The sequence below is a fragment of the Lachnoanaerobaculum gingivalis genome (assembly GCF_003862475.1).
Classification (GTDB): Bacteria; Bacillota; Clostridia; order Lachnospirales; family Lachnospiraceae; genus Lachnoanaerobaculum; species Lachnoanaerobaculum gingivalis.
Window position 1 is genome coordinate 101,703 of record NZ_RRCO01000004.1, and the last position, 17,022, is coordinate 118,724.

The window sequence follows — 17,022 nt, forward strand, 5'->3', positions numbered from 1 at the left end:
TGGCATTTGCTGTCTCCCCAAAATTTTGAAAGAGGAAATTATATGAAATTTACCGGTTTGACTGAAAAAGAAGTTGAAAAGTCAAGGCAGGAACATGGCTCAAATGTAATACCTGATTCTGAACCGACCACATTTTGGCAGGAGTTCAAGGAGACATTTAACGATCCTATGATCAGGATACTTCTTGCTATTGCAGTACTTATGATAGTAATGTTTTTCTTTGGCTATGCTGAAATTTATGAACCGCTTGGTACTATTATTGCGGTAATAATAGTAGCCTTTGTATCTGCAAAGACAGGTGTAGCAAGTGATACCAAGTATCGTGAGTTAAAGGACAACACAAAGAAGGACACTTGTAAGGTCTACAGAAACGGTCTTGTAACCGTTATAGATGTGGATGATGTGGTAGTAGGAGACTTTGTACTTTTACAATCGGGAGATAAGATACCGGCGGACGGTATTTTAATAGACGGAGATTTAAGAGTTGACAACTCAGCCCTAAACGGTGAGGCTGAGGAGTGTAAGAAAACCGCCGCAAAAGACGGATTTGAGTTGAAAGAGGATATCACAGGTGATACATTCGTAGATGCTCATTCACTCTTTAGAGGTGCTGTAGTATTTGATGGAGAGGGTGTTTTAGAGGTTAAGAGAGTCGGACTTAAGTCAATGATGGGTAAGATGGCTCTTGAAATGAATGAAGACGATCCTGATTCACCACTTAAGGTAAAGCTTGGAAAACTTGCGCATCAGATATCAATTTTCGGATATGTTGGAGCTACAGTAATAGCGATACTCTACTTTGCTTATTTTATAATAAGAGCGGGAGGATTTAGCAGTTACTTTGCAATGGGGCCACAGACAATAGTACAGGATCTTATAAGGGCCGTTACTCTTGCAATAGTTATTATCGTATGTGCTGTTCCTGAAGGATTGCCGCTGATGATATCATTGGTACTTATGCAAAATACCAGCAGAATGCTTGACCACAACGTACTTGTAAGAAAGGCGGAAGGTATTGAGACTGCAGGCTCACTGAATATACTTTTCAGTGATAAGACAGGAACTATTACAAAGGGAAGCTTGGAAGTAGTGGATTTCTTCCTTGCAAACGGAAACTCCATTGCCATACCGGATCTTAGTGACCACAGCAAGGTAAAAGGTCTTATAGATATTGCAATAGGTAAGAATACTCAGTCATTGTTTGATGACAGAGGTGTGGTAATAGGCGGTAATGCAACAGACCAGGCATTGATGAAGTTTATCGGACATGCAACTTTTGATGCATTACAAAATGAGAAGAGCCTTGCTGTGGGAGCACATCAGGGATTCAACTCAACAAATAAATTCAGCCAGGCAAGAATAGATTCTCTTGATAAGACATTCTATAAGGGTGCACCTGAGAGACTTCTTGCAAAGGCAAAGAAGTTCTTAGATGAGAACGGTGAAGTAAAGACAATCGACAAGGCTGTTCTTGACAGAAAGATTGACGAGCTTGCAGCAAGAGCTATGAGAGTTTTGGCATTCGGATATTCAGAGAAAGCTCTCGTAGAAAATGCTATAAATGATGATATAGTTATTATAGGATTGGTAGGTATCAGAGATGATGTAAGACCTGAGGCTAAGGATGCTATAGCTGAGGTTATGGGAGCAGGTATCCAGGTAGTAATGATTACAGGTGACAGACTTGAAACCGCTATTGCTATCGCAAAAGATGCGGGTCTTATACAGTCTGCTTCAGACAGAGCACTTTCATCGGCAGAACTCAATGAAATGAGTGATGATGAAGTAAAGAAACTTATACCTCATATCAGAGTTATTGCCAGAGCTCTTCCTACAGACAAGTCAAGGATGGTAAGACTTTGCCAGGAGATGAATCTTGTTGTAGGTATGACCGGTGACGGTGTAAACGATTCACCTGCACTTAAGAGAGCTGATGTAGGATTTGCTATGGGCAACGGTACAGAGGCTGCCAAGGAAGCCGGTGAGATAGTAATTCTTGATGATAACTTCAGATCTATAAAGGATGCTATACTCTATGGTAGAACTATCTATCACAATATCCTTAAGTTCTGTAAGTTCCAGTTGGTCATAAATGTCACTGCGGTTATAGTAAGTGCTGTCGCTCCGTTCTTCGGAGTGGAAGAGCCGCTTAAGGTAACTCACCTTCTGTTTGTAAACCTTGTAATGGACGGTCTTGGAGCAATAATGCTTGGAAATGAGCCGGCTAAAGAAAGCTATATGATGGAGAATCCAAGAAGAAGAGACGAGAATATCATCAGCAAAAATATGGCTATTCAAATTTTAAGCATGGGACTCTGGCTTACAGTACTCAGCTTTATATATCTTAAGGTACCTTTCTTTGCAAATCTGTTTGACGGCAATGAGGAAGAGCTTCTTACAGGATATTTTGTGCTCTTTATAGCAAGTGCACTCTTTAACGGATTTAATGTAAGAGATGAAGGTTTTGGAATATTTAAGGGACTAAATGAAAATACAGGCTTCCTTAAAGTGTTCTTTGCAATCATCATAGTACAGGCGCTTATCGTAAATGCCGGTGCCGTACCTTTTGCACCTTTCCAATTCATCGGAAAGATGTTTAGCTGTGTACCGTTTGGTGTACAAGGATGGATAGTAATATTTATACTTGCATTCACAATGATACCTGTAGACTTGCTTAGAAAAGTTGTAATGGGAACATATAAGAATGCTTAATAGTAATATGGGGCTGTCGCTTGAGACAGTCCTTTTTTAATAACAATTTAAGAGTATATATTATTGTATTTTTAAAGAACATAAGTTAAAATCTAATCATTAGATTCAGTTCGAGATTCTAAAAGTTCTAATTTTCAAAAATGATCAAAGAATAATCCAACAGTAAAAATTTTTGGTATAATAAGGAGGAGATATGCAAGAGAAGGATGTAACAGAGAAGATGCTTGAAAAGTACAACGATGTTTTTGCAGATATTCTAAATGTACTTTTATTTGGCGGTAGAAATGTAGTAGATGAAGATATACTTACGGATGCATTGCCGATGAGTATGTTAAAGATTGACGGTAGGGTAAGATCACAGGAAAGAGATGTAGCAAAGTATTGGCGTAAAAACAAAATCAATGTAGCATTATTCGGACTTGAAAATCAGACAATAGCGAATAAAATTATGCCGCTTAGAGTATTTGGGTATGATGGAGCAGAATATGTAAAGCAAAGCAGAAAAGAAAACATTGACAAGGCAAAGTATCCGGTGATTACTTTGGTCCTGTATTTGAGATAGCTTATCTGGACAGAGAAAAGATAGACTTATTTAAAAGTGATTTTAAAATATTGGCTGATTACCTGTATCAGATGAGGGTAAACAGAGATTATATAGCAGATGAAACTACTATTGAGCATGTGGAAGAACTTTTAACACTAATGTCTGCAATGACAGGCGATAACAGATTTGAAGAAACTATAAACTATTTGAAGGGAAGGGAGAATGTTAATATGTGTGAAGTACTTGATAGAGTAGAGGCCAGAGGAATAGAAAAGGGAATAGAAAAGGGAATAGAAAAAGGTATAGAAAAGGGAATAGAAAAAGGTATAGAAAAAGGTAGGGTGGTAGGAAGACAGGAAGGCGTTATAAGTATACTTGCATCTTTGGTAAATGACGGAATACTAAGTAGTGATGAGGCTGCTGCCAGAGCAAATATGAGTACAAAGGATTTTGAGAAGCTTATAAAGTGATAGATCTAAACACAATCTGTATACAATCCTTACCGACTTTACTTTTTATTCATTTTTTGTTAAAATTAGAATGTTGTTTTGAACAATGAAAATTGAATAAGGAGGTGCTTTTATGTCACAACTGGGAAGTATAGTAATAGCGGTAATACTCAGTGTAGTTGTTGTGGCGCCTCTAAGTTGGAGTTTAGCGATTGCTCATCGTAAAAAGTCATATGAAGATAAAATCGGATCAGCAGAGATTAAATCCAGAGAAATAATAGAGGAAGCCTTAAAAACAGCCGAAACAAAGAAGCGTGAAGCTCTCTTGGAAGCTAAAGAAGAGTCTATAAAGACTAAAAATGAGCTTGATAGAGAGGTGAAAGAAAGAAGGGCAGAGTTAGCCCGCTATGAAAAAAGAGTACTTAGCAAAGAAGAGAACTTGGATAAGAAGCAGGATCTACTTGAAAAGAAAGAAGAGAGTGTTCTTGCAAGAGAGGAGAAGATACTCACAAGGAGCAAGGAAGTTGAATCCCTGTATGATAAGGGAATTGCCGAGCTTGAGAAAATATCCGGACTCACAAGTGATCAGGCTAAGGAATTTTTGTTACAATCAGTTGAAGATGAAGTAAAACATGACAAGGCAAGGCTTATTAAAGAGCTTGAAAATGTCGCAAAGGATGAAGCCGAGAAAAAGGCTAAGGAATATGTGGTTACTGCGATTCAAAGATGTGCAGCAGACCATGTAGCTGAAACGACAGTTTCAGTAGTTGCGTTACCGAATGACGATATGAAGGGTAGAATCATAGGTCGTGAGGGTAGAAATATACGTACACTGGAACAGCTTACAGGAGTAGAGCTTATCATTGACGATACTCCTGAGGCGGTAGTTTTATCCTGTTTTGATCCTGTAAGAAGAGAAGTGGCCAGAGTAGCACTTGAAAAGTTGATTGTTGACGGTCGTATTCACCCTGCAAGAATTGAAGAGATGGTGGATAGGGCAAAGAAAGAAGTTGACGGTATTATGAGAGAGGAAGGCGAGAATGCGGCACTTGAGGTTGGTGTACACGGTATACATCCTGAACTCATAAAATTACTTGGAAGAATGAAATTTAGGACCAGTTATGGCCAGAATGCTTTAAAACATTCTATTGAAGTGGCACAATTGTCAGGACTTTTGGCAGCAGAAGTTGGAGTGGATATTAGATTGGCGAAGAGAGCCGGTTTACTACATGATATTGGAAAAGCCATCGACCATGAGGTGGAGGGTTCACATGTACAGATTGGTGTGGAACTTTGTAAGAAGTACAAGGAACATCCGGTTGTAATCAATTCTGTAGAATCACATCATGGAGATGTTGATCCGGATTCACTTATTGCATGTTTGGTACAGGCGGCAGATACTATTTCCGCAGCAAGACCGGGTGCAAGAAGAGAAACACTGGAGACATATACTAACAGACTAAGTCAGCTTGAGGAAATCACTACATCATTTGACGGAGTTGAGAAGTCATTTGCTATCCAAGCAGGACGTGAAGTGAGAATCATGGTATTGCCTGAGAAAGTAAGTGATGACGATATGGTTATTTTGGCCAGAAACATCTCAAAGAGAATAGAAGAAGAGATGCAATATCCGGGTCAAATAAAAGTAAATGTGATAAGAGAATCAAGAGTGGCAGATGTTGCAAGATAATAATAGGGGTTTGTCGGGAAATAAGTAATTTTATTTCCCACAAAACGAAATAGAAATATCCTGGCAAATACAAGGCATTTTGGCTTTGTGAATTTGTCAGGATATTTTGTCTTTCTATAATACTGTATATTTTGGGACATAAAACCCCCTTGGCTGAAATTTGTCTTTTGCATTTTTTACTATACTGTTTTCTCCTGTGTTTTCCTTTCAAATTAAGCCTTATCTGAAGAACGATAGTTAAAGCGTCGGAAATCTTCATTATCTTGTTCTTATCAATATCTTTATCAGGGTCATATTTGTATAAGCATTTAGATTTATATTCACATCCACTAAAGTCTGAATATCCATATACTTCATATGTTTGTGTATAACCGTTCTGTTCTTTTCAATAACATCTCTAACTTTATCAATCCCGTTAATCACAAACATCTGTGCATTTCCAAACTCATACTTCTCACCAACACCGTTATCTTTTAAAAAAGAATTGTAGCTTGAATAAAGATTATCAATAGAATCAAGCAGACCTGCAAGATGATAATTAATGCTTTCACTCCATACAAAAGTATAGCGATTAGCATTAGCTTCTATTTTTGCTGCATCAATAAACAATTTTTTTAATGTTTGCATTAAAAAATATTGACAGCTATTACGGATTATGATATATTACAGTTAAGGATATATAAAAAAGCGTAATAACACAAAACGTAATATTTAGAATCCGGACAATTAGAAGGAGGGAATATGGGTAGGTTATCAAACAGCGGGGCGTTGACAGAGTCCGTTTATTACATCTTACTCAGGCTGCATAAGAAAGCACATGGATATGCACTTATGAAGGATATAATGGAGATGACAAATGGGCGTGTAAATCTGGGAGCCGGAACATTATACGGAGCACTTGACACATTGCAAAAAAAAGGCTGGATAAGACAGATTGATGAACAGCCAATGGATAGAAAGATTGAGTATATTATAACGGATGAGGGTAGAGAATATTTTGAAAAAGAAATTTCAAGATTGGAGGAATTACTCTCAAATGCAAGAAAGTTAAAGGAGGAGTAAGATGAAGTCTACAGTTAAAAAAGTTTTTTTGGATATAAGCGAGGAAGAGAATTGGCTGAATGAACAGGGAGAAAAGGGGCAGATGCTTATCGGATACTCAAATGGGGTATATGAGTTTGAAGATGTTTCACCGGCAAAATTTCAATATAAAATAGATATTCCAAAGTACATGGGTAAAAATAAAAAAGAATATTTAAAGTTTTTGGAGCAGACCGGTATCAGTGTGATTACCGAATATGCCGGCAGAGTGTATTTGAGAAAAAATAAGGCAGATGGAGAATTCGAACTTTATACTGAAAGGCAGGATGTAAATAATCAAATAAAAAAGAGATATTCATTTTTTATAAGTGTTGGTGTGTCACAGTTTATCTTCGGAGTATTCTTATTCATTCAAATGTTTAATTATATCAGTGAAAAGAGTGCACCTTTTTGGATACTGCTTGTGTTTGGGCTTGGATTTATGATTTCCGGAATAATATTTTTTATTACAGGTATTTGTAAGCAAAGGAAAAATTTAAACAGTGATGTGGACAGAGATATCTGGGAATAAAATTATTGGGGCTGTCGGGAAATAAGTAATTTTATTTCCCGCAGAACGAAATAGAAATATCCTGACAAATACAAGGCATTTAGACTTATGTTCACATCCGCTACAGTCTGAACATACATATATTTCATATGTTATGGCTGCCATTTCCCGACAGCCTATTTTTAATGTAAAATCACAAATTTTGATTGTAACCTTTTGGTAAGTATTTAAAAAAAATATAATAGTAATTGACTGAAACTCTAATATAGTATTTAATAGTATGGAGAGAATATTATATAAACATATAGATATGAGTGAAAGGAAGAATATGAAAAAATTGGGAAGAAAATTTGCCATAGCGGCAATAAGTGGAATAATAAGCTTGGCGGCTTCTATGACTGCATTTGCGGCATCGGGAATCAAGTCTGTAAAGATAAACATAAAATCTGATGCTATTACAGTAGGTAAAGACAGGGATATAAACGATATTACGGTAAATGTATCAGGTAGCAGCTACAGTATTGACAGCGTTGATTTTATGGATATGGGCACTACTTGGGAGATTACAGATACTCCTAAGATTACAGTGCATTTGTCTGCAGATGATAATTATTACTTCAGTGTTTATAAGGCTGAGGACTTTAAAATAACAGGTGGAGAGCTTATAGAGGCGAGAAGAGAGAACAGTTCAAATGATTTATACGTAGATATACAGTTACCGGCGCTGATAAATCAGGTATCACCTATAGAAACAGTAAATTTAAGCAGTAACGGTCAGGCTGCATGGAGCATATCACAGGGGGCCTCAGGTTATCAAGTGAAGCTTATAAGAGATAATACATCTACAGTCGGCGGAGTGCAGAGTTTTACTACAAACAGTGCAAACTTTAAGTCACTTATGACAAAGTCAGGTACATACACATTGAAGGTTAGAGCTGTAAACGGTGACAGTACAAAGAGCAGTGCATGGGTATCATCAAGCACAGTAACAATAAGTCAGGCTGAGGCTGCAAACAATTACAATGAGAGTAAGAATGTTACAACACTTCAAGGCACATGGCAGAGAAATGCTACAGGTTGGTGGTATGCATTCTCTGACGGTACATATGTAACTTCATCATGGAAGCAGATAGGCGGTGAATGGTACTACTTCAATGCTGACGGATATATGCTTGTGGGATGGCAGAATATAAATGGGAACTGGTACTATATGGACATTAACAGAGGAAATATGCTTTTAAATACCACAACACCTGACGGATACTTTGTAAATGAGTCAGGCGCGTATGTTGCAAGATAATAAATAATATATTGTATATAAAAAGAAACTCCGGACTGTAAGACAGTTTAGAGTTTCTTTTTAGTTGATGTAAATTTACTTTAATATCGGCAAATCTCTTTGATATATTTAGATTCCCTTTATAACAAAGTTGAATTTCAAAGTACCTTTACCTCTTATAAGATAATCTTCAAGAGTAGGTGCACCCCAAGTATCATCGCCTCCAATACCCATCTGTGCAAGATTTACACGAAGTACAGTCTTTGTAACAGGTGGCAATTCAAAGTCATGTCTTGCCTCTTCAATCTCACTCGGAGTATAGCAAAGAGCTGAAACATTGATACAATTTCCTGCAACTATAAGGCCTCGTCCCTTCTTATCGGTAATCTTTGCAAATCTTACATGAGATTTATTGCCGCTCTCCTGTGGTGAGAGATATTTAGCAAGCTGATCCGCTACCTTGCCTTCGAAAAGGTCAATCTTTGCACCCGGAAGTCTGTCGGAGTAAGTTTCCATAGGACCGGCTCCATACCATGAAATATTTTCATATTCAGGCTTTAACTTAAACATTGTACCGAACTCAGGTAAATCATATTGACCTGTTTCACTCTTATAGTCCATATTTATCTTGATGCTGCCGTCACCAAACACTTCATATTCCACAGTTAGCTCATCGCTGCATTCAGGCAGGGCATATTTATAAGTCACAGATACATAAGTATCATATTCCTTTATAACAGGTCTGAATGCAGGCCAATAAGTACTGTCTTCACGTGGAACTTTTGTAGTGGCATAAAGTGAAGCCGTTTTCCATTTGGAATATCTGAAAGGCATATTATTGCCGAAATCATTGTCTGTAGGCGGTCTCCAGAAATTAGGTCTCGGTATAGCTTTAAGTAACTCTTTACCGGCATATCTGTAAGAAACGAGTCCGCCGAAATTCTGTGAGAACAGAGCTTCAAAATTATCACCCTTTATCCCGAAGTTCACAACTCCCATTGTAAGTTTATAGGGTTTATTTTCACAGAGTATAGTATCACAAATAATATTATCATCAAACTTTGAGAAAAGAGCATCATATGCTTTATTACCTTCTCTTAAAACAACTTCTGTAAATGAAACTTCGCCGAGGTTATATAAGGTTTCAATATTAAAAACAGCCTTAACACCTATAACAAGCTCATCGCCATAAATATCAAAAAGCTTTCCGGCTTTTTCTTTGATATTTAGAGAATGCTCAGTCTTTGACAATCCTTCACCTTTTAAATAAAAACTTCTTTCATATAAAGTTTTTCCGAATTTCTTTATATAAATAACAAATTTATAGTCATTCAAATCTCTGAAAAGATTTCTGTTGTGTACATATAATAAGTCTTTGTCAAAATCCATCTTTAAATCAACAGGTCTGTAATTATATCTTACCGCCTGAATTTTAGGAGAAATATCTCTGTCACCTCCGTACACTATACCGTTTCCGCTGAAGTTATAGTCGGTAGGAGAGTCATCAAAATCTCCTCCGTAGTACTGAGTATCATTGCCGAAAGGATCTTTACCGGTAATACTTTGATCGATATAGTCCCAGATAAATCCACCTTGGAAAAGCTCCTCTTCCCATGCAAGCTCGGTATAAAGCTGCATACCTCCACAGGAGTTACCCATTGCATGAGTATACTCACATTCAATAAAAGGTTTATCTCTGTGAGTTTTCAAAAATTCCTTTACATCAGATACCTTTGCATACATTCTGCTTTCGATATCTGAGGTATCATTATAGCGACGGTCATTAAAGACGCCCTCATAGTGAACAAGTCTGCTTGAATCTTTTTTTCTGAAGAACTCGCTCATCTCATATATATCGCTGCCGCCATAACTTTCATTTCCACATGACCAGATAAGTATGGAAGAGTGATTTCTGTCTCTCATATACATGGAGTTTGCTCTGTCAAGAAGTAGAGGCAACCACTCTTTTTTATCGCCCGGAACCACCATATCATAGTCTGAAACGCCGCTAAGAAGTCCGTCCCAGCTGCCGTGAGACTCAAGATTACATTCATCCATAAGATAGATGCCGTAGATATCACATAGCTCATATAGTGCAGAACAGTTTGGATAATGGCTTGTTCGTATAGCATTGATATTGTTTTCCTTCATGGTAACTATATCTTTTTTAACTTCCGCATAGCTGATTGCACGACCTGATTTGGAGCTGAAATCATGTCTGTCCACACCGGCAAATACAATTCTTTTACCGTTGACAGTCATTATATTAGCTGAATTTTTTTCAAATAATCTAATACCGATTTTTACAGAAGTTACTTCAAGTAAATTATCACCGTCATATATTTCAATGTACAGAGTGTAGAGATTAGGGATTTCGGCACTCCAAAGCTTCGGATTATTTATTTCAAGGAAAATATTATTTTCACCGGAAACCTGATCCTTAACAAGCTCTGTCACAACAGTTTCATCAAAGAAGCATCTAAACTCATTAGACTTTAAAGTCATATCAAAAGCGTCATATAATCTTAGTTTGACTTTGGCACTTTGACTTAGAGTTAATGATATATCCAATTTGACTTTATCAAGATTTTTATTTTCAAATATCTGTTTTACACCTATATCCTGCAAATGGCACTTCGGCTTTGCGTAGAGACAGATATCTCTAAAAATTCCTGAGAATCTGAAGAAATCCTGATCTTCAAGCCAGCTGCCTGAACACCATTTTGCAACCTGTATTGCAAGTTTATTCTCACCATTTACTATATATTTACTTAAATCAAACTCGGAAGGAGTAAAACTGTCTTCACAGTAGCCTATATAGTGTCCGTTTAACCATACGGCGGCCGCACTCTCAACACCTTCCATTCTTAAAATAATATCCTTGCCTGTAAAACTCTCAGGTAATGTAAAGTATTTTACATAGCTTGCAACAGGATTAAAGTCAGTAGGAGACTGACCTGATTTAAGCTCCTGTCTACCGTCCCAAGGGTATGCAACATTGGCATAATGAGGTCTGTCATAGCCTTCCATTTGTATATGTGCAGGAACTCTGATATCCTCCCAGTTTTTGCAGTCAAAGCTTAAAAGCTCAAATCCGTCAGGAGTGGAGTCAGGATTGATTGAGTAATCAAATTTCCATATACCGTTCAGATTGTAGTATAGAGAAGACTCACCCTTTATAAGTTCATTCCTATTTGCAAATAACTTATGATCTGAATGTGCCGGAAGTCTGTTTTCCTCAAAAACAGTAGGTTCTAAAATGTTCTTTAAGATATCTTTATTCATTTTTACCTCTCTTAAAATTATATTTTATCAACAAAAGGTATGAAATCTTGATACAAGTTTTCACACCTTTAAAAAAGCATATCATATATTACTTTACAGCACCTGTAATTCCTTCAGCAAATTGCTTTTGGAGTACGAAGAATATGATAACTGTAGGTATACTGCAAAGAAGTACCGCAAGCATAAGTACACCGTAGTCGGTTACATAACCTTCCTTTAAGTTGGCTACCAACATAGGCATTGTAATGGACGTTTTTTCAGTCATTATTACCTTTGGCCAAAGATATGAGTTCCAAGCACCCATAAAGGTAATGATTGCTGCTGAAGCATATGTAGACTTCATAGTAGGAATAAAAATTCTGAGGAATATACTGAATTCATTTAATCCGTCAAGTCTTGCAGCTTCAAGAATATCATGTGGGAATGATCTGGCACTCTGTCTAAAGAGCATTATCAAAAACGGTGTGGACAATGTAGGAAGTAAAAATCCCAAAGTTGTATTTAAAAGTCCCCATTTTGAAAACATCTGGAACAGAGGAATCATAATAGCTACAAAAGGAACCATCATTGCCAACAAAAGTACCGCCATAATGGCATCTTTTGCCTTATCATGGTATATTTCAAAGCCGTAGCCTGCAAGTGAACAGATAAAAAGTGCCAATACCGTCATCATTATTGAATATTTAAATGAGTTTATCATAGCACTGCTTACATCACTTGCTGCAAGCAGATTTGAAAGATTTTTAAAGAGATAACTTCCTGGTAGGAGAGCGCCTCTTATTACATCTATACTTGCATGAGTGGCACTGACTGCCATCCAGTATAGAGGGAAAATCGATATAAGTGAAACAATGGTCAAAAATACATATTTTACAACAGTTTTTATTTTAGTCACGCTTATCACCTACTTTCATCTGTACTGCGGCAAGTACTGCCACTAAAATCAAAATAAAGAATGACATGGCAGCTGAGTAGCCGAAGTTTGGTACATATTTAAATGAAGTGTTATAAATATAATGAGACATTGTAATTGTTGCATTTGCCGGACCTCCGCTTGTGAGGTTTACAGACTCATCAAACAACTGCAATGTACCGTTTGTTGACATGATAGCCGTAAGTAAAATCATAGGCTTTAAAAGCGGAATGGTTATTTTTCTTAATATCTGGAAATATGTTGCTCCGTCAATCTTTGCGGCTTCATATATGGAATACTCTATATTTTGAAGTCCCGCAAGATAGAATACCATGTTGTAGCCCGTCCATCTCCAAAGCAGAGCGATTATAATAACAATTCTTGCCGCAAAAGGATTTGAAAGGAAATTATAACCGGTATGTAAAATTCCAAGATTTACAAGAGCGGTATTTATATAACCGTCCACTGCAAAAAGTGATCTGAATATAATGGCATATGATACAAGAGATGTAGCACATGGCAGGAAAATACAGGTTCTGAAAAGCCCTTTAAACCTTAAATGCTTATCATTTAATAAAGATGCCAAAAGAAGAGCAAATAAAAGCATTATAGGTACCTGAACTATCAGGTATATAAAGGTGTTTTTCAAAGACTGCATAAATATTGCATCAGCAAACATTCTCTTATAGTTTGTAAGTCCGGCGAATGATATTTTTGCACCCACACCGCTTTGCATAGACAAAATTATGGCTCTTATCATCGGATAGAAACTCATAACGGCTATGAGTACGGTGGCAGGAGTCAAAAATATCCAACCTGATATATTTTGTTTTTGTGAGAGTGAAAGTTTTTTCTTATTCCCCATAAATTTCTCCTTCGATTAAACAAGGGGGAGACTTGACCATGGCCAAACCTACCCCCTGACAAAACCTTAAAATATTATTTACCCATTGCGAAATTAACAGTGTCCTGCACAGTCTTAAGCTCGCTGTCTACATCAGCGCCGGCAAGTATATTTGTTGCGGCAGCTGCTACTGCATCTCTTGCTTCATAGTAGTAAACACCTGTATTATTCTTTGGTGTCTTTGATGCAAATTCTGTAAGAAGCTTGTAAACTTCCTGTCCCCCAAAGAACTCAACCTTCTCTGCATAAGCCTCTGTTCCACCTGCAGGTAACCATGTAGCCAATGCACCGCTTGGAAGAATCTTGTCATAGAGCTCTGTGCTTCCTGCAAATGTCTTTGCAAGGAAATCAACTGCCAAATCCTTCTTCTTTGATCCTGCATTCACAGCCCAGCTTGAACCACCGTTGTTTGAGTAGTTTGTCTGCTCGCCTACACCTGCAAGCTTCGGCAGATTTGTTACAGCCCATTTTCCTGACTGATCCTTTGCGGCTCTGATAGAACCCATAATCCAGCAACCGTTGATGGTTCCCGCTACAGTCTCGGCATTCATAGTTGTAATGTACTGATCCCAGTCGTTTACAAGTACCATAACGCCTGACTCTTTAAGTTCCTTATATGTTTCAAGTGCTTTCTTTAAAGTTTCGTTTCCTACGATATTAGGGTCACCCTTGTCATCAAAGAGTGAAGCGCCTGTAGACTGAAGAATAATCATTATAATATCCGCTTCATTTGCCTGACATGAAAGTAAAGGCTTTCCTGTCTTTGCAAGAACATCTTTGCCTATTTCAATATATTTATCCCAGTCTATATCTGTAAGGTCGTCAACCTTGTAGCCTGCCTGCTCAAGAATATCTGTTCTGTAAGCAGCTATAACGGTACCGTTATCAAAAGGAACACCGTAGTTTACATTATTTACGGTTGAGTAAGCCAATTTACCCGGTGCAAACTGTGTAAAGTCAAAAGCCTTTGTTTCAGTCAAGTTTGCAAAAACATCAGGGAATGAAATCTGATTTTTCCAGAATGCGTTGTCCTGCATAAGGAAAATATCAGGCAATGTAGATAAATCACCTGCAACACCTGCTGTGTTGATCTTTGTCTGTAAATCAGCCCATGGAGTTTCCACTACATTAAGCTTGAAATCAGGGTGATCCTTCTGGTAAACTTTTGCAGCTTCATTCATAGCATTGATATTGAATGCAGGATCCCAGCACCATACTGTAAGAGTGTTGTCATCTGTAGCAGTTGCCGCATTATCTGTAGCTGAGGAAGAGCTTGTGGAAGCTTCTTTGCCTCCGCCACATCCTGCAAGTAAGGTAGTGCACATTGTACCTGCCATAAGAACACTTAAAATTTTCTTTTTCACAAAAAGTCCTCCTTATAGTTACAATCAGGTGATTAAGCTATGAAAATAGTGGGTTAAATAGCATATTTAACTTTACCTGAATTGTCATCATTTTCAGAAATTATACAATATTGTGAAAATAATTGTCTATGGTAGTTTTATACTATTATAAAATATATAATTGTTTATATTGTATATTTAAAAAAGTAAAAACAATAGAATAAGATAAAATAATTAAGTGAATAAGAAATATGTATTTAATACATAGAAAAGCTCTTTGAAAATTGAAAAAACTTTCAAAGAGCTTCGATATTTATGATTTTAGAATATTAAGTAGATGCTATGTCGGTTTTGTATGAAAATTCTAGCTATACTGTTTTATTAAATTAATAATATTTTCCACACCGTTTGTTGCATCCGAGTTTGACATGGAATCTATATACTTTTGCCTGTTTTTATAAAGTTCCGATATCTCACCGGCAAGTGATGTATTTGAGAGAGACTCTTCCTCGATAACTTTTGAATAACCAGCATTTTCAAAAGATTCGGCATTAAGTATCTGATCACCTCTTGAAGCGGCACCTGAGAGCGGTATCAAAAGATTCGGCTTTCTGAGTGCCAAAAGCTCGCATATGGTATTTGCACCCGCTCTGGATACCACCACATCGGCAAGCGCAAAGAAATCCTTCAATTCTTTGTCCACATATTCATACTGAAGATAGCCTTCTCTTCCAACAATTTTTTCGTCTACATTACCTTTACCGCAGATATGTATTACATTAAACTCTTTTAATATATCATTAAGAGATTTTCTGATTGCCGTATTTACTATAACAGAGCCGAGACTTCCTCCTATTATAAGAAGAGTCGGTTTATTGTCAAATCCTGTCAGTTTGAGAGCTTCTTCCCTGTTACCGCTTAAAAGTTCTTTCCTAATAGGCGAACCTGTGAGTACAGCTTTTCCCTTTGGAAGATACTGTAGGGTCTCGGGGAAATTTGTACAGACTTTCGTAGCAAATTTTGTGGCTATTTTATTTGCAAGTCCCGGTGTAATATCAGATTCATGTATGATAACGGGAATCTTTAAAAAAGCCGCAGCCATAACTACAGGAACACTGACAAAGCCTCCTTTTGAGAAGACTATATCGGGTGCATACATTTTTATTATTTTTTTTGCTTCAAAAAGTCCTTTTACCACCCTGAAAGGATCGCTGAAGTTTTTTAAGTCAAAGTATCTTCTGAGTTTTCCGGAAGATATACCTTCATATGGAATATTCTGAGCCTTTATAAGACCTTCTTCCATACCGTTTTTACTGCCTATATATTTGATATCAAATCCGGCTTCTTTTAATGCAGGCAAGAGAGCAATGTTCGGTGTGATATGTCCTGCGGTACCGCCACCTGTTAATATTATTTTTTTCATATTATTTCCATTCTTTATGTTATAATTAAGCCTATATATTAAGTATAGTTTAACAAGTATAAATATTCAAGTGAGGAGAATGTAATGATTGGTATAATCGGTGCTATGGAAGAGGAAATTTCAAAGCTGAAAGAAATTATGGAAAATAAAGAGACAAAAGTCATAGCCGGTATGGAGTTTGTACAGGGAAGTATAAGCGGGAAGTCTGTTACCGTGGTACGCTCAGGTATAGGAAAAGTGAATGCGTCAGCATGTACTCAGATACTGGCGGACAGATTCGGAGTGGGAACGGTAATAAATACCGGAATTGCCGGTTCGCTGAAGAATGAGATAAATATAGGAGATATAGTGCTATCCACAGATGCGGTGATTCATGACATGAATGTTGAAGGCTTCGGATATCCCAGAGGACAGGTACCGAGAATGGATGTATTTGCATTCCCTACAGATGACGGACTTAGAAGTATTGCAAAAGAAATCTGTGAGAAAGAGCTTACAAATATTTCAGTGTTTGAAGGAAGAGTCTTGAGTGGAGATATTTTTGTATCAGATAGAGCGACAAAGGAAGATTTGAAGAAAACTTTTGGCGGATACTGTACTGAAATGGAGGGTGCCGCAATAGCACAGGTTGCATATTTGAACGGAATTAAAGCGCTTATAGTTAGAGCCATATCCGATAAGGCGGATGACAGTGCAAGTATGGACTATGCCGAGTTTGAAAGAAAGGCAATAGAAAATTGTGTGAAGCTTACTACAAGGTTGATAGAAACTATTGATACTTCCTACTATTGCCAATAGTATATAGTTGTTATAAAATAAAAACGATATATTGTTTTAGAACATTATGGTTATATGACCGTAACACATTATAAATACAGAAAGGCGTGTA

The 17,022-nt window shown here is 37.2% G+C and carries 11 protein-coding genes and 2 pseudogenes; 7 read left to right on the forward strand and 6 right to left on the reverse strand.

Annotated features, from left to right (window positions below; translation table 11 throughout):
* The first annotated feature begins 42 nt into the window (after positions 1 to 42).
* From EHV10_RS09155 to rny, 3 genes and pseudogenes are all read left to right on the forward strand, one after another.
* A complete protein-coding gene (locus EHV10_RS09155) occupies positions 43 to 2,712 on the forward strand; it encodes a calcium-translocating P-type ATPase, PMCA-type (protein WP_128674386.1) in 2,670 nt (889 codons plus the stop codon).
* A gap of 193 nt (positions 2,713 to 2,905) precedes the next feature.
* Positions 2,906 to 3,726 (forward strand): annotated as a pseudogene (locus EHV10_RS15405) (Rpn family recombination-promoting nuclease/putative transposase).
* A gap of 112 nt (positions 3,727 to 3,838) precedes the next feature.
* Positions 3,839 to 5,395, forward strand: a complete 1,557-nt coding sequence (gene rny, locus EHV10_RS09165) for a ribonuclease Y (protein WP_128674387.1) — start codon at positions 3,839 to 3,841, stop codon at positions 5,393 to 5,395.
* A gap of 318 nt (positions 5,396 to 5,713) precedes the next feature.
* Here rny and EHV10_RS09170 read toward each other — a convergent pair.
* Positions 5,714 to 6,016 (reverse strand): annotated as a pseudogene (locus tag EHV10_RS09170) (IS1182 family transposase); the annotation flags it as partial.
* Between the two features lie 120 nt (positions 6,017 to 6,136).
* Between EHV10_RS09170 and EHV10_RS09175 the strand changes: the two are divergent.
* The 3 genes from EHV10_RS09175 (at position 6,137) to EHV10_RS09185 (ending at position 8,286) form a co-directional block, all read left to right on the forward strand.
* Positions 6,137 to 6,457 carry a PadR family transcriptional regulator gene (locus tag EHV10_RS09175; protein WP_128674388.1) on the forward strand — a complete coding sequence of 107 codons (321 nt, stop codon included), beginning with the start codon at positions 6,137 to 6,139 and terminating at the stop codon, positions 6,455 to 6,457.
* A gap of 1 nt (position 6,458) precedes the next feature.
* Complete coding sequence (locus EHV10_RS09180) at positions 6,459 to 7,007, forward strand: DUF2812 domain-containing protein (protein ID WP_128674389.1); 549 nt, start codon at positions 6,459 to 6,461, stop codon at positions 7,005 to 7,007.
* A gap of 307 nt (positions 7,008 to 7,314) precedes the next feature.
* Positions 7,315 to 8,286 carry a cell wall-binding protein gene (locus EHV10_RS09185; protein WP_128674390.1) on the forward strand — a complete coding sequence of 324 codons (972 nt, stop codon included), beginning with the start codon at positions 7,315 to 7,317 and terminating at the stop codon, positions 8,284 to 8,286.
* 108 nt (positions 8,287 to 8,394) lie between these two features.
* Here the strand turns inward: EHV10_RS09185 and EHV10_RS09190 are convergent, their stop codons facing one another.
* From EHV10_RS09190 to EHV10_RS09210, 5 genes are all read right to left on the reverse strand, one after another.
* Positions 8,395 to 11,550: a glycoside hydrolase family 2 TIM barrel-domain containing protein gene (locus EHV10_RS09190; protein WP_128674391.1), complete on the reverse strand. Its 3,156-nt coding sequence runs from the start codon at positions 11,548 to 11,550 to the stop codon at positions 8,395 to 8,397.
* Between the two features lie 88 nt (positions 11,551 to 11,638).
* Positions 11,639 to 12,445 (reverse strand): carbohydrate ABC transporter permease, encoded by an 807-nt coding sequence (locus EHV10_RS09195; protein WP_128674392.1) that lies wholly within the window; start codon positions 12,443 to 12,445, stop codon positions 11,639 to 11,641.
* Positions 12,438 to 13,328, reverse strand: a complete 891-nt coding sequence (locus EHV10_RS09200; RefSeq protein WP_128674393.1) for a carbohydrate ABC transporter permease — start codon at positions 13,326 to 13,328, stop codon at positions 12,438 to 12,440. The genes EHV10_RS09195 and EHV10_RS09200 overlap by 8 nt, the downstream gene beginning before the upstream one ends.
* Before the next feature lie 74 nt (positions 13,329 to 13,402).
* Complete coding sequence (locus tag EHV10_RS09205) at positions 13,403 to 14,731, reverse strand: ABC transporter substrate-binding protein (RefSeq protein ID WP_128674394.1); 1,329 nt, start codon at positions 14,729 to 14,731, stop codon at positions 13,403 to 13,405.
* A 343-nt stretch (positions 14,732 to 15,074) separates the two neighbouring features.
* Complete coding sequence (locus tag EHV10_RS09210; RefSeq protein WP_128674395.1) at positions 15,075 to 16,133, reverse strand: undecaprenyldiphospho-muramoylpentapeptide beta-N-acetylglucosaminyltransferase; 1,059 nt, start codon at positions 16,131 to 16,133, stop codon at positions 15,075 to 15,077.
* 84 nt (positions 16,134 to 16,217) lie between these two features.
* Between EHV10_RS09210 and EHV10_RS09215 the strand changes: the two genes are divergently transcribed.
* A complete protein-coding gene (locus tag EHV10_RS09215; protein ID WP_128674396.1) occupies positions 16,218 to 16,931 on the forward strand; it encodes a 5'-methylthioadenosine/adenosylhomocysteine nucleosidase in 714 nt (237 codons plus the stop codon).
* The last annotated feature ends 91 nt before the right edge of the window (positions 16,932 to 17,022 follow it).